Source organism: Teichococcus aerophilus, from assembly GCF_014490485.1.
GTDB lineage: Bacteria > Pseudomonadota > Alphaproteobacteria > Acetobacterales > Acetobacteraceae > Pseudoroseomonas > Pseudoroseomonas aerophila.
This window is the reverse complement of the sequence record NZ_JACTVA010000050.1, coordinates 1-14,609: the sequence shown is the minus strand read 5'-3', so window position 1 is coordinate 14,609 and position 14,609 is coordinate 1. Positions and strand designations below refer to the sequence as shown.

Below are 14,609 nucleotides of genomic sequence, written 5' to 3'. Positions count from 1 at the left end.
AAGGCGGGCTCTATAGGAGACCGACAGCTTCAGCGGCCCTCTTCACAATCGGCCGGCACCTGGGTGCTGCCGATACGCAGCATCCAGATTCAACCAAGCAGTCCCGGGGCAGACGCCAACTCGCGGAAAAAAGAAGGGGGACCGGGGAATTCCTTCCCCGGCCTTCCTGTCAGTCTCAGGCCGAAACCGTCTCGGCAACCGCTTGCTTCTGTTCCACCGCACCGCCGGCGCGCAGTGCGCGAAGGAACCGCTCCGTCGCCTCGGCCTTGCCCGTGTAGAAATCATCAGCGGCGATGGTGAGAACCTCGCTGCTCACCGCGCTCCGCTTCTCGGCCTCGTTCCAGCCCTGGGCGGCATCGCGCTTGCCCAGGCCGAACACCAGCGCACGGCCAACGCGCAACAGCAGTTCCTGCTCCGCCAACATCGTGGCTTCCGAGCGCGCCCTGCCGCTTTCCACCGCCGCCGGCGCCGCTGCGACCAGCACGGAGGCCAGGCGCGCGACCGAGGGATAGAGCATGTTGACGAATAGCTGGTGCGCTTCCGGATAGTAGCGCGCCGCGCGATGCGTCAGGTTGCGGTCCGCGATCTCCTGTTGGTCGCGCAGCAGCAGCAGTTCCGGCGCGATTTCCACATCCAGCACCATCTCCATCGGCTGCTCGGGCGGGGCCGGCGGCGGCGGGGCGGGCGGCTTGGGCAGCGGCGGCGGCACAGGCGGGGCCGGCGGTTTCGCCTGCGCGGCCTCCGGCGTCTTCGGCATCTCCTTCGGCGGCAGTGGCGGAATGGGCTCGCTCACCGGCGGGGGCGGCGGCGGCTCGGTCCGCAGCAGCGGCGGCGGCAGGATCTTGCGGGGCTTCGGCCGCATCCGCTTGACGCCGAGCGAGGCCAACAGCTGCGCCAGCTGTTCCGACACATCACGCGAGAGATCGACATCGGGGGACATCTCGTCGATCAGCGCCACCAGCCATTTGGGCCGGTTGGCGCGGACGAGGCCGGAGAAATCGCCCAGCCGCACATGCTCCTGCACCCCGGTCAGGTAGCGCAGGAACTGGCGATATCCATCGGCCCGCACAGGGAACTCGTCCGCCAGCTCGATCAGGACGGAGAAATGCCGCGCCCCGAAGGTGATGCCGAAGGACGGCGCATCCAGCGTCCATTGCTGGCCGCGGCGCATATCGTAGAATTCGCCGCCATTGACCACCGCGCAGAAGCTGGTGTCCGGCAGCATATCGTCCTCGTAGGACGCGTTGCGGTTCTCGCGGATCGGGTGCGCCGGGTCGTAGAGGTAGTGGATGGCGATGCCGTCCGGCAGCCGCACCGTCTCATGCCGCGCATAGCGGCGCGCGATCCGCTGCGAAAGGGAGAACAGCCGCTTCACCCCCTTCAGACCATGCGTCTCGGGCAGCATCCGCAGCTCGATACCGTCATCGATGCGGAAGAACTTGTTGTAGATCGCGGCGGGCAGCCAGTTGCGCGGCACGGGCGGATTGCGCTCATACGGATCGGCGAGCGTATCCTGCTCCGGCCGGTTGCCCATCAGCACCACCTCGGTCCAGTCCTGGTCCAACGGGCGGCCCTCGGCCTTGGCGACCTCCGTCACCTCCAGCACCACCGCGGCCTCACCGGTCACGGGGTCGACGCGCGGAATGCGGCCATAGACGCCGTTGCGCTTGCCGATGGTCACCTCATGCACCCGCCCAGCCTGGCAGGAGCGATAGCGGACGCCCAGCTGGTTGGACGGCAGCGACGCCACCTTAGCCCCCATGCCGAAATTCCGGTCGAGCCCCTTCTCCTTGCCGATGGAGGAGGCGATGTCGCACATCCGGAACAGCTGCTCGGCATCCATGCCGGGGCCGGTATTCCAGATGCAGAGCTTGCGCACCCCAGCGACCTGCACCGAGCCGACATCGACCTGCCGGCCACCCGACTTGGCATGGGACGCGGATTCGAGGGCGTTCATGAGCAGCTCGCGCAGCATCATGACCTTGGGGCAGCGCTCAATCATGCTGGCGACCAGGAAGTCCTCGTCACCTACTCCCAGCTTCGCGAACAAGTGATCCACAGAATGACTCCCCAAGATCTGCGCGCAGATCGGACACGAACAAAGCGGAGTTTAGCACAGCGCAAGCCTAAATTGCACTCTAAGCCCGCAAAGATAACACGAGGGGAGAGTTGGCATCCTGCCGGGCGCGACCCTGCTATGCCTCATGCTGTGTCTGCACTTGGCGCCGCACCGCAAACCGGCCTCAAACCTTGGAAAACACCCAGGGCAGCTGGTCGGATGCTCAAAGCCGCAGGAGCAGCCAGGTGAGCAAGAAAGCGACGCTCTGGCTTGTCGACGGAAAAAAGGTTGGGGAAAGAATTCCCCGGACCCCATCTTTTTTCTTCGAGTTGACGGTTGCCGCATGCGGCGGTCCGGCCGGAAAGCGGAGGCGACATGCGTTACGAGCGAGACACCTGCCCTATGACCCCTCGCGGCTCAGAGGGCATGGCGCGCGGCCTCGGAGCATTCCCGGAGCCGGAGAGCGGCACACATCACCGCTCACCGGCCCGGCAGCACAACCTCAGCGGTAAGGATCGTCCTTCACCAAGAACTCGGTCACATACTTGGCCACGCCGTCTTCCAGCGAGGTCAGCGGCGCGTTGTAACCGGCCTGCCGCAGCTTGGTCATGTCGGCCTCGGTCCAGTACTGGTACTTGCCGCGCAGCTTCTCCGGCATCGGCACGAACTCAATCTTCGGCTCCTTGCCCAGAGCCGTGAACACCGCACGTGCCAGATCCGCCCAGCTGCGCGCTTGGCCGGACCCCAGATTATACAGGCCGGAAGGCGCGGAGCTGCGCAGCAGCCACAGGATGATGTTGCAGATATCGTCGACGAAGACGAAATCGCGGCACTGCCCGCCATCGACATAATCCGGCCGGTCGGACGCGAACAGCCGCGCCGGTTCCCCCTGCCGCACCGTGCCGGTGATGTTGTAGACGGCGCTGCGCATATGGCCCTTGTGGTACTCGTTCGGCCCATAGACGTTGAAGAACTTCAGCCCGTACCAGTGCGACGGCGCCGGCCGGCCCTGCGAGACTTCCCGCGCCACGCGGCGGTCGAAGATATGCTTGCTCCAGCCATACAGGTTCAGCGGCTGCAGGGTGGCCAGGAAGTCCGGGCTGTCCTGGTCCAGGAAGCCGGCCTCGCCATCGCCATAGGTGGCGGCGGAGGAGGCGTAGATGAACGGGATGTCCGCCTGGGTGCAGTAGCGCCACAACATCAGCGAGCAGGCGAAGTTATGGTCCATCACCTCATCGCCATCGGCGGCCGTCGTGTCGGAATTGGCACCGAGATGGATGACGCCATCCAGCTTCGGCGCCGTCGCCAGCCAATCCTTCAGGCTGTCCAGCGGCACGAAGTCGGCGAACTCGTGCTTGGCCAGGTTGCGCCACTTGCCTTCCGTGCCCAGCGCATCGCAGATAACCACATCCGTCTCGCCAGCCTCGTTGAGCCGCGCCAGCACGTTCGATCCGATGAAGCCCGCGGCTCCGGTCAGTAGCAGCACCTGTGATTCTCCTCGTCATCGGATGGCCACGGATCGGCCGGCACCGTGGCATTGCCCATGCGGGCCACTTTACAGCCAGCGCGCGTGATCGCCACCCTGCGCATGCGGGTAAGCCGCAGAATCCACGCGGATTCCAGGCAACAAGGCTTCGCGCGGCATGAGGCGGCTATCCCTCGCACGCCGCTTATGGTTACCTTCGCGCCGATGCCCCGCGGTCAAGGCGGCAGGCGAAATCAGGATCCTTCAGCATGGCTTCCATGAACAGCGCCGCATCAGGCACCGCCTCTCCGCTGGCGGCGGCGGATTCCGCCGCATCCTGGCTGCGGGATGCCGCTTGGCCCCTTTGGCTCGAGCATGGCGTGGACTGGGCGCGCGGCGGCTTCTGCGAAAGCCTCGATCTGCAAACCTTACAGTCGCCGGCACAGTTCCGCCGCCTGCGCGTGGTGGCCCGCCAGGTCTTCGTCTTCTCCCACGCCCACGCCGCCGGCCTGCCCCGCGCCGGTGACGCCGTGGAGCTCGGCATCACCTTCCTGCGCGATAAGGCCCGCGCCGCCGACGGTGGCTACGCGCAGCGCTTCGCGTTGGATGGTGCGGTCATCAGCGATCATCGCGACCTTTACGACCACGCCTTCGTCCTGCTCGCCCTCTCCAGCGCCAGCCGCCTGCTGCCGGCGGCGCCGCTGCGGCAGGAAGCCCTGGCACTGCTGCAATATCTGGACAGCCAGTTCCCGCACGCACTGGGCGGCTATCTGGAAAGCCTGCCGCCGGCGCTGCCCCGCCGGCAGAATCCGCATATGCACCTGCTGGAAGCCTGCCTGGCAGCGTCCGAGGCCTTCGGCGACGCCATCTTCCTGCAACGCGCGGGCGACATCGTCAGATTGTTCCTGGATCGTTTCCTCGACCAGACCCACGGCACCCTGCCGGAGTTCTTCGACGAGGCGCTGCGGCCGCTACGCGAGAATGGCCTGTACCTGGTCGAGCCCGGCCATCATTGCGAATGGGTCTGGCTGCTGGACTGGTACCAGCAGCTCGCGGCGGGGAAGGGTGTCGCGGATACGTCGACCATCGCGGGCGCCAATCGCGGCCTGATGTCCTTCGTCGACCGTTTCGGCATCAATCCACAGCTCGGCACGCTCTACGACGAAGTGGTGGTCTCCGGGGACGTGCACGGCTATGGCTCACGCCTCTGGCCGCAGACGGAACGGCTGAAGGCGGAAATCCTGCGGCCCGACGCCAGTCCGGCGAAGATCCAGGCCGCCTTCGCTGCGCTGGACCGCTACCTGACTCCCGCCCCGCGCGGCCTGTGGCACGAACGACTCGACCAGACCGGCCACGCGTCGGTCGAACCGGCACCGGCCAGCAGCCTGTATCACCTGACTGCCGGGATCGTGGTCTCGCAGCAACATCTGGCGAAAGGCACCGTCCCGGCCTGACGCCATCGGGCGATGGAACAGCAAAAGCTGTTCCATCGCCTATTGCCTTCGAAGCTCCTCTGTTTCGCGCTTCAGGCAGAGGCCGGCCACCTCGCGCCACTTCCAAAGCGGGACCCGCGCCCCGCCGTTACTGCCCGACGCTGCTATTCGGCCGCGACGCCGGTCATCGCCTGGCTGCGGGCAATGATGTTGCTGGTCGAACGTCCCGGCACCAGGTCCAGCAGTTCGACCCGGCCACCGCGCGCCAGCACGACATCGGCGCCCACCACCGTATCCACCGTGTAGTCAGCGCCCTTGAACAGCACGTCCGGCTTCAACTGGGTGATCAGTTGCAGCGGCGTATCCTCGCTGAAGCACACCACGAGATCGACCGGCCGCAGCGCGGCGATCACGGAGGCCCGGTCTTCCAACTCGTTGACCGGGCGGCTCTGGCCCTTCAGCCGCCGCACGCTGTCATCGGTGTTCAGCGCCACGACCAGCCGGTCGCAGGTATCGCGCGCGGCCTGCAACATCGTGACATGGCCGCGATGCAGGATATCGAAGCAGCCATTGGTGAAGCCCGCGGTCAGCCCGCGCCGCTGCCAGCCTTCGATGATCGAAGCCGCCTGGCCTGCGGAGACCAGCTTGCCGCCAGCCGCACCTTCCTGCGCATCCGCCTCGACGGCCGAGATCAGTTCATCCAGGCTCAACGTCGCCGTACCCAGCTTGCTGACGACGACGCCCGCGGCGGAATTGGCGATCCGCATGGCACGCGGCGGCGCCTGCCCGGCAGCCAGGGACAGCGCCACAACGGCGATCACCGTATCGCCGGCGCCAGATACGTCGAAGACTTCCTTGGCGTTGGCGGGGACGGCATGGATCGACCCATCCGCCTCAGCCAGCAGCATGCCTTTCTCGGAGCGCGTGACCAGGATGGACTCGACACCAGCCTCCGCCATCAGACGCTGCGCCGCCTCGGCCACCTGCTCGTCGGTCTCCAGCGGGCAGCGGGCGGCGGCCTTCAGCTCCTTCAGGTTCGGCGTCATCACAGTGGCACCGGCATAGAAGGCAAAATCGTCGCGCTTCGGATCGACCAACACCGGCATGCCGAGGGCGCGCGCCTCGGCGATCGCGTGCTGCACCACCTCGGCGCAGAGCAGGCCCTTGGCGTAGTCGGAAATGATCAGCGCGTGGCAGCCTGGCAGCAGGTTGGACACCCGCTCGCACACCAGCGCGGTTTCCCCGGCGCCGATGCTGTCGGCGGTTTCCTCGTCCAGCCGTACCACATGCTGCTGGCTGGCGATGATGCGGGTCTTGGAAATGGTCGGGCGGCTGCGGGTGCGGATATTCGCGTCGACGATTCCGCCGGTTTCCTCGATCAGCGCGGCAATCTCGCGTCCCGCCAGATCTTCGCCGACCAGCCCGATCAGCACCGCCTCGCCACCCAGCGAGGCAATGTTGCGCGCCACGTTGCCGACGCCGCCGAGCATGGCCCGGTTTTCCTTCATCCGCACCACCGGCACGGGGGCCTCGGGCGAGATGCGATCGATCTGGCCGTAAAAGAAGCGGTCCAGCATGACGTCGCCCAGGCACATGATGCGCCGGCCATCGAAACTGATCATCTCAATTGTCCTCCAGACCCATCATGCGTATGCGTCACTCGCCTGGATGGCCGCCGTCGCGAAGCACCGGCACGGAAGACGGGACTTCTGCGCTAAGGGCTCCAAAAAAACGACGCGCTCCGCCGCGTTCGTCAAGCGAACCGGAGCGTGTTCCCCCTGGATGGATTTTCAGCGAACATATCAAACTCTCTGTAAACTGCCAGCGTCGATTGCGTTACATGCAAGTTTGCCTGTCATTTCATTCGGCGACTTCAAATGGCTGGCGCGCACGCAAAATTTGTTCGCTCGCGCTCGATACTCTCTTTTTTTGTATTGTTCGGTAAATTTGCACGTCTGGGGAAGCGCTGCTGATCCCGCCATGACCCACCCGCTGTCGCTGCATGCTCGGCGCCGAACGTCCGATGCCCCTCCCGGCTGATCTGCGAGATCGAAACGTTTGCGTCGCCGCCACGATTCTTTGCCGACGCAGCAGCGATACGGTCCTGTCGGCCCACCACAGCCTCGCCTGCCTGAGGGTGCGCCCGCCTTGAACCCGCCTTGAACTCGCACTATCCGATGCGGCCGATGCACAGCGGCATAAGGCTGAAGGATTGACTGTCATGGAGACCGGCGACCAGCCCGGCGCTGCGGAGCAGGAGAGGGTCGAGACGGCCTTCGCGGTGCTGCTGGGCCGGCTGCCAGGCCATGCCGAACGCTCCTGGCAGGGCGACGCCGCCGCACTCCTGCGCCGCCTGGCCTCCTCGGCCGAGTTCTTCGACCGCGTCATCACCCCCCTCGCCCAGGGTGCCCCACTGCCGCAGGAAGGCCTGCACGCCGTGCCGCCTGCCTGGGTGGTGGAATGGCTGATCTCCGCGCTGCACCCGCCCCACGCCACCAGCCACGGCCTGCGCTCCGCCAGAAGTTGGACCGCCTTGATCGGCGGTCTGTTGCAGGACCCGGCGGCTGTCTCCCGCCTGATGTCGGAGGCCCACCGTCGGGAAGCCCTCAGCCTGCTGGCCGGTCGCGCCCTGCCGCCACTGCAGGCCCCGCCACCGGCGACGGCGGAGGCGCTGGCGGCCCTGGAGACCGGCCTGCAGTCGCTGCCGCTGCGGGACCTGGAAGCCCTGGCCGGCCGGCTGCACCACCTGATCCGCGTCAAGCAGATCCAGCGCCTGCTCAAGGACCGGAAGTGGGACGAGGTGGCACAGCTGCCGCGCCCCGCCAGCCACGCCTCGCCGCAGGATGCGGAAGTGCTGACGCTGATCGGCCGCGCCCTGCTGCATCTGGGCCGCTTTGCCGAGGCAGGGAATATACTGCTGGGCATCGCCCACGCTCACCCCGCCGATGCCGCCGCGCAGTTTCACGCCGCCGTCGCGCTGCACCGGATGGGGAACCTCGATCAGGCCGCCGCCTTCGGGCGCCGCGCCCGCGCCCTGCGGCCGCAGAGCGGCGAGTTCCTGCAGGAATACGCCTCGGTCACCCGCCGCCGCGGCCTCCTGCCCGGCCTGGCCCCGGCCGAGCGCGAGGCCTTGCTGCGGGACAGTATCGCCCACTGGCGCGAAGCCGCGCGGCTGGAACCCGCCCGGGACGAGACCAGCGGCCGCCGCATCGTCCAGACCCTGCTAGAACTCGGCGCGTTCGAGGAAGCGCAGCGGGAGGTGGACGCTCTCCTGCTCCGCCATCCCGGCAAGCCGGATCTGCTGATCCTGGGCGGCCAGGTCTGCCTCGCCCGCAACCAGGTGGCCGAGGCCCTGGCGATGGCGGAGGCAGCGCTGCGACTGGACCCGGCGCACCAGGGCGCGCGCTACCAGCTCCGCTCCCTGCGCCCGCTGTTGGAGGAGACGGCGGCGCGGGGCCAGGACGGCCTGGCGGTGCTGACGATCGACCCCGTCTCCGGTCTGGCCGAGGGCCGTGGCTACGCGCTCGGCGCCACGGGCTTCCAGGCCCATCCCACCATCGCCCTGCCAGCCAGCGAGGCCGCCGGGGTGTTGCTGGACCGGCTGGATGCGGAATGGGTCCTGCTGGCCGGGCCAAGCGAGCGGCCCGACATCTCACCCGCTCTCCTGCGCCTGGTCCGTGACAGCGCCGTCTCCTGGTGCGGCCGGCTGGTCCTGGCCAGGGCTCAGGCGCGGCCCCTCGTCCTGTGGCGGCGGGAATTGCTGCTCGGCCTGCTGGAATCCGGCCTGCTCTCCAGCCTCGCGGCGTTGGGCGCGGACCTGGCCCGCCATGCCGAGATCGTCGCCACCCACCAACCCTGGGCACCCGCCGCCACCCCCATCCTCAGCCCGGCCTCAGGCAGCAAGCCGCGCGGGCTGGCCGTGCTCATGTCCCGCCACGGCATCGTCAAGTTCGGCGGCGGCGAGCAGTTCCTCGACAGCATCGCCGGCCATTACCAAGGGATGGGCTTCGAACCGCTGATCCTCGGCACCCGGCCGGACCAGCAGGGGCGCAGCGGCGTCGAGGACGGGCGGCCCTACGCCTTCGTGCCGGACCGCCCCGCCGCGCTGCGGCGCTTCTTCCTGGAACGCCGCCCCGCCATTGTCCACGTCCTCTCCGGCCTGGGCTACGAGGTGGCGGCGGCGCTGGACTACCTCGACATCCCCTTCGTCTACGGCCTGCATTTCTGGCGCGACGCGCTGGGGGCGTTCGAGGGCGACAGCCGCTTCTTCGCCCAGGGCGACACCCAGCCGGTGCCCCGCCCCGGCTTCCGCGCCATCATCCAGCGCGCCGCCGCCGTCTACAGCAACTCCGCCTACACGCAGCAGGTGCTGGAGGAAGCCTTCCAGGTCCGCACCCCCATCATCCACTCCCTGCCGCGCGAGGTAGAGCAGGCGCCACCGCCCCCGGCCGGGGATGGTCCGGTGCTGCTGCTCAACGCCAAGGCGGAGAAGGGCTTCGACCTGTTGCTGGCGGTCGCGCAGCTCTGCCCGGAAATCCCCTTCCAGGCCGTCGCCAGCCAGTCCGACGCCGCGGAAGCCCAGGCGCTGGTGGCCGCCAGGGGCCTGTGCAACGTCGCCATCCTGCCCCGCACCGACGATGTCGCCACGCTCTACCAGCAGGCGAAGCTGGTGGCGGTGCCCAGCTACCGCTTCGTCGAGACCTTCAGCCGCGTCTGCATCGAGGCGCAGCGCTTCGGCAAGCCGGTGCTGGGCTCGGACAAGGGCAACGTCCCCTATCTGCTGCGCCAGTCCGGCCTCATCCTGCCGGAGGACGCGGCGGCCTGGGCGGCGCAGCTCCGCCGCATCTACGGTGACCCCGCCTATTACCAGGAACTGGTGGCGAAGGCGGCCGAGAACTCCCGCCGCTACGCCCATGACGGCCAGCGCCGCGCCCTGCACGGCGTCGTCTCCGGCCTCAGCCAGCCGCTGCTGGTCGGGGTGGGCTCCGGCATCGGCAACATGCTGCATGTGGGGCCGATGATCCGCAACATCGCCCGCCGCCTGGGCCGCCGGGTGGACATCGTGGTGGCCGAGGACCACCAGAACAGCCTGTTCCTGCTGCAGAACAGCGATTACGTGAACACCGTGTTCTCCCTGCGCCAGAACGTCCTGCGCCGGCGCTACGACGTGGCCTTCCTGACCCATTGCTTCGGCGCCGCCCGCCTGCCCTTCCAGGCACGCCACACCCTGTATTCGCGCGACTGGATGCCCTTCGAGCCCGGTGGCCGCTTCCACGAAACGCTGTTCAACCTGGAGGCCGCCCGACACCTGCTGGGCATCCCGTATGACGAGGCCGACATCACCGGCTACTTCGTCGCCGACTATCGCTATCGCCGCCCGCCGGAGGGAAGGCGCATCGGCATCCATGGTGGCTCCAAGGGCGGCTTCTGGCTCAGCAAGCGCTGGCCGGACTACACCCGCCTTTGCCGGGCGCTGGAACGGCTGGGGTTCGAGGTTGCCTCCTTCGGCATCCCGGAAGAGCATGTCGAGGGCACGCTGGACCTCACCGGCGGCAGCATCGCCGAGATGACGGAGCGGATGATGACCTGCTCCTACTTCATCACCAATGACAGCGGCCTGATGAACATCGCCAACGCCCTGGGCATCCCCATGACCGCGCTGTTCGGCCCCACCAATCCGGCGACGCGCGGGCCGCTGGGCCCCGCCAGTTCCTGGCTCGGCCTGCGTAAGGACTGCGCGCCCTGCGAGGTCACGCCCAGCGGCCGGAAAATCTTCCAGGCTGGCGAATGCCGCTGCATCGCCGAGCTGAGCTATGAAATGGTCGAGCAACACATCCTGGCCGACCTGAAGAAGTTCGGCATCCTGTCATAGAAATCGCCGCGAGACGACGCAGCTCGTTACTGATACATCCAGGCAGTCTCCAGCAATTCCGCCGAAGGTTGTTTTCCGCCGATGTTGACCGCACAGCGGCCTGTCATCATAACCGCGACGGGGGCCTGGAGATTCTCGACCGCATGATATCACTGCCGCGCGCGATGAAGCATGTCGTCGTCACCAAGGAAGGCGACCCGCTGTGCCGCGCCGGCCGTGCCCGGCTGATCTGGGCGGCCAACACCGCCGAAGCCACCGCCGCCCTCGGCATCCCCTGCCTGCTGGCCGGCGGCGCCAACGCCTTCACCTACCCGGTCGAGAGCATCGCCGGCACCTTCGCGGCCTATCGGGCGCTGGAAGCCCTCTACGGTGTCTCCGGCCAGTTCGACCTCGCCCTGCTGCACCCTGACCCAGGGGAGGAAGCCTGGTCGGTCGACGGCGATTTCCGCCGCCACGTGCTGCCCCACGCCGCCTTCGTCCAGACCCGGGACCCACGTATCGTCCTGGCCTGCGTGAGACGCAGAATCCCCTATATCTTCGAGCACCATGCCGAGGACTACCAGGATTCCTTCGCTCCCTGGGACGAGCTGCGCCTGGCCTCGCCGCTCTGCCTCGCCGTCGTCGCGATCACAGAGGCGGTGAAGGCGCAGCTCCTCGCGCGCCGGGTTCCCGCGGCGAAGATCATCGTGCTGGACAGCGGCGTGAACGCCCGGGCCGCCCTCCGGCGGCCGGAGGCTGCGTCGCGCTGGCGTCACAACCTGCTCACCCCGCCCTACCACAGGCTGGCGGTCTATACCGGCGGCATGCAGGCGGAACGCGGCATCGGCGACCTCATGAACGCCGCCGCGGCGTTGCCGGACACGCTGTTCATTCTGGCTGGTGGCCATGACGTGGAGCTGGCCGACTGGCGCAACCAGATGGTCCGCCATGGCCTGGGCAATGTCCGGCTGATCGGCTACCAGAACCACGAAGTGGTCTGCGAGCTGCAGCAGGCCGCCGATGTCCTCATATTCTCCCGCGCCGTCGGCAAGCGGGGCGAGATCACCTCGCCGCTCAAGGTGTTCGAGTACCTGCTCTCCGGCACCCCGGTGGTGGCGGCGAAGATCCCGGCGACGCAGCGCCTGGCGGGGCAGGAGCTGGCCAGCCACCTGTACGATCCCACCATCCAGGGCGACCTGCCCCGTGCCCTGGCCGCCAGTTTCAAGGCTTTCCCCTACCGCATGGAAGGCTACGGCCAGAATATCCGTGCCGGGGAGCCGTTCATCTGGCAGGAACGCCAGCGGAGGCTGATGGATTTCATCGGCGACTTCCCGATCAAGGTCACGTTCTGAGCCCCCTCATCCCGCCTGCCGGAGCCTGAAGTGTCGCTGAAAGACCGCATCATCCAGACCGCCGCGCGCCACCCAGGCCTGCTGGACCAGGACATCGCCTTCGACATCGTCTTCGTCATGCATGTCAGCGCCAAGGGCTGGATCCTGGAGAAGATCTGCCGGCGGGTCGCCGAAGCCAGTGGCCTGACCTACAGCTTCGTCTACAGCGAACGGAACGACAGCATCACCGCGCCCATCCCCCGCGCGCGCGCCTACTTCTTCGCGCATTACGCCATCTATGCCTCCGCCCTGGCCGTGCATCCGCAACTGCACGGCGCCTCCCTGTTCGTCTGGTTCACGCACCCGGATTTCGGCAAGGGCATCGGGCTCGACGACCTCGTCTACGCGCTGCAACAGGCGGATCTCGTCTTCACCGCCAATGCCCAGCATGCCTCGGCCCTCATGGTCATGGGCGTGCCCCGCACCAACATCCGCACCATCTATGGCGGCGCCGATCCCGCGCTGTTCCGCGCCAGGCCACGCGGCAACGGCAAGGTCGCCTTCGTCGGTGCCTATTACGAGCGGAAGCAGCCGGAACAGATGCTGGCGCTGATGCGCGCCATGCCGGACGTGCCCTTCCTGCTGATCGGCCCCGCCGACAGCTCGGTGCAGAACAAGGAACTGCTCTGGTCGAACTACAGCCGTTTCGCAGAGCTGCGGGCCCTGCCGAATCTGGAAATCGTCGAGGGCGACTACGAGGATTACCCCCGCTACTTCGCCGGAATCGACGTCTTCGTCTCCCTCTCCTCGCTGGAAGGCGGCCCGATCGCGCTGATCGAGGCGATGATGGTCAACGCCGTCCCCGTCGTCACCCGCACCGGCTTCGCCGAGGAGTTGGTGCGGCACGGCGAGAACGGCTTCCTCGTCTCGCTCGATGCCGTGACGGCGGAGATCGTGCCGCTGGTCCGTCAGGCCCTGGCCTTCACGGGCGACGTATCCCGCGGCACGGAGGCCTGGTCCTGGGCCGCCTTCGGTGCCGGCATCAGCCAGGCCATGCGCTTCCCGCTGAAAGGCAGGTTCGAGCTGGATTTCGGCCGGCAGCACCGCGCCGCGCGCCGCTACCTGCGCGAAGGCTGGGAACTGCCGGAGACCCTCGGTGCCTGGCAGTTCGCGCCACGCGCCACGCTGCTGCTGCCGTTGCAGCCCGGGCAAAGCCTGCAAAGCCTGGCACTGCAGTTGCAAACCGGCACCATCTTCGAAGCTGGCACCATCACCGTGCGTCTGCTGCTCAACGACCAGCCGCTGGCCACCACCGAGCTGCAGATCGGGCACCGATGCGAACTGGCGCTGAGCCATCTGCCGCCCGACATCCTCCAGCCGGTGAACCGCCTGAGCATCGAGGTGCTCACCCCGCCCAACCTGTTAATCGGCGACGTACCGCGGCTGCTCCGTCTCAATCACATCAACGGCGAGACACAGCCCATCGACGGCCGCCCGCGCCTGCGCCGCGCCAGTGGCGCGGTCCTGGCCGTGCACCAGGAAGCGGAGGACGACGCCACCGCCACCGAATTTCTGTTCATGGCCGGCGAGCCCGCCGAAGACCTGCCCGCCTTCGGCTGGAACGAGGCGGAACCCAACGGCACCTGGTCCAACCAGGCCGAAGCCAGCGTCGTCATCCCCATCGCCCCTTCGCTCAAAGGCAAGATCCGCGTCGTGGTCAACGGCCGGGTGTACGAACCCGTCCGCACCCGCAACACCTCCCTCGCCATCACCCTGTCGGACGGCCGTTCCGACGCGACCGGCGAATTCAAGGTGGATGGCTCGCAGCAGGATTTCACGGTGGATTACGAGAACCGTGGCGGGCGGCGGATGATTCAGGTTCTCATCGCCTTGAACGACATCTCCTCCCCCTCCGAACTCGGCATCGACGCCGCAGACCGCCGGCGGCTGGGCTTCATGCTGAGCAGCATCACGCTCAGCACACTGGCCTGATGGAGCAGGTTTGAAGAGGAAGGCCGGGGAAAGAATTCTCCGGACCCCTTCTTTTCTTTCTGCGAGTTGGGCGAAGCGCTGCAGGACGGAGAGCGGGCGCTGATGTTGATATTTAAAATGGGCCACACGGGCTGAACCGTCAGTCGACGGAGGTCCAAGACCTCCGCCGCACCCGACCGTCACTCAAACGCACGGCTTCAACAGCCCCACGCAAAAAACCTGAAAAAGAAAAGAAGGGGCCCGGGGAATTCATTCCCCGGCCTTACCGTTCTTGCCGTATCAAACCCGGCAGCGGCGACGAATGGCACGGGCGTCCGAGCTAACCACAACACAGTACCACCGGCACTCCCGGCAAGAGTGGCCGTCCCGCCGACCTCAGGCCAGCGGGACGGCCTGTTCGCTCAGGGCCGGCCGATGGAGGCGTAGGTGAAGCCGGCTTCGCGCATCTGCGCCGGGTCCCACACGTTGCGCAGGTCGC

Annotated in this window: 7 protein-coding genes; 4 read left to right on the top strand and 3 right to left on the bottom strand. The window is 67.4% G+C overall.

The window, feature by feature from the left end; all coding sequences use genetic code 11:
• Nucleotides 1-175 precede the first annotated feature (175 nt).
• Both IBL26_RS20690 and rfaD read right to left on the bottom strand, forming a co-directional pair.
• Entirely contained in the window at nucleotides 176-2,059 is a 1,884-nt protein-coding gene (locus tag IBL26_RS20690) for an ATP-binding protein (protein ID WP_187786414.1), read from the bottom strand.
• A 502-nt stretch (nucleotides 2,060-2,561) separates the two neighbouring features.
• Nucleotides 2,562-3,545, bottom strand: a complete 984-nt coding sequence (gene rfaD / locus IBL26_RS20685; RefSeq protein WP_187786413.1) for an ADP-glyceromanno-heptose 6-epimerase — start codon at nucleotides 3,543-3,545, stop codon at nucleotides 2,562-2,564.
• A 248-nt stretch (nucleotides 3,546-3,793) separates the two neighbouring features.
• On the opposite strand from rfaD, the gene IBL26_RS20680 reads away from it, so the two are divergent.
• Nucleotides 3,794-4,978 carry an AGE family epimerase/isomerase gene (locus IBL26_RS20680; protein ID WP_241749646.1) on the top strand — a complete coding sequence of 395 codons (1,185 nt, stop codon included), beginning with the start codon at nucleotides 3,794-3,796 and terminating at the stop codon, nucleotides 4,976-4,978.
• Between the two features lie 143 nt (nucleotides 4,979-5,121).
• Here the strand turns inward: IBL26_RS20680 and rfaE1 are convergent, their stop codons facing one another.
• Nucleotides 5,122-6,576 (bottom strand): D-glycero-beta-D-manno-heptose-7-phosphate kinase, encoded by a 1,455-nt coding sequence (gene rfaE1 / locus IBL26_RS20675; RefSeq protein ID WP_456316413.1) that lies wholly within the window; start codon nucleotides 6,574-6,576, stop codon nucleotides 5,122-5,124.
• Between the two features lie 602 nt (nucleotides 6,577-7,178).
• Here rfaE1 and IBL26_RS20670 point away from each other — a divergent pair.
• From IBL26_RS20670 to IBL26_RS20660, 3 genes are all read left to right on the top strand, one after another.
• The gene (locus IBL26_RS20670) at nucleotides 7,179-10,829 is read left to right on the top strand and encodes a glycosyltransferase (RefSeq protein WP_187786411.1); all 3,651 of its coding nucleotides are present in this window, start codon (nucleotides 7,179-7,181) and stop codon (nucleotides 10,827-10,829) included.
• 143 nt (nucleotides 10,830-10,972) lie between these two features.
• On the top strand, nucleotides 10,973-12,160 hold the full coding sequence (locus IBL26_RS20665; RefSeq protein ID WP_187786410.1) for a glycosyltransferase: 1,188 nt from the start codon (nucleotides 10,973-10,975) through the stop codon (nucleotides 12,158-12,160).
• Nucleotides 12,161-12,190: 30 nt separating this feature from the next.
• Nucleotides 12,191-14,131 carry a glycosyltransferase gene (locus IBL26_RS20660; RefSeq protein ID WP_187786409.1) on the top strand — a complete coding sequence of 647 codons (1,941 nt, stop codon included), beginning with the start codon at nucleotides 12,191-12,193 and terminating at the stop codon, nucleotides 14,129-14,131.
• The last annotated feature ends 478 nt before the right edge of the window (nucleotides 14,132-14,609 follow it).

What these genes read in the sequence shown, in the direction of transcription:
- IBL26_RS20665 (WP_187786410.1), top strand. Translation starts at nt 10,973, where the DNA reads ATGATATCACTGCCGCGCGCGATGAAGCATGTCGTCGTCACCAAGGAA.
- IBL26_RS20680 (WP_241749646.1), top strand. Translation starts at nt 3,794, where the DNA reads ATGGCTTCCATGAACAGCGCCGCATCAGGCACCGCCTCTCCGCTGGCG.
- IBL26_RS20670 (WP_187786411.1), top strand. Translation starts at nt 7,179, where the DNA reads ATGGAGACCGGCGACCAGCCCGGCGCTGCGGAGCAGGAGAGGGTCGAG.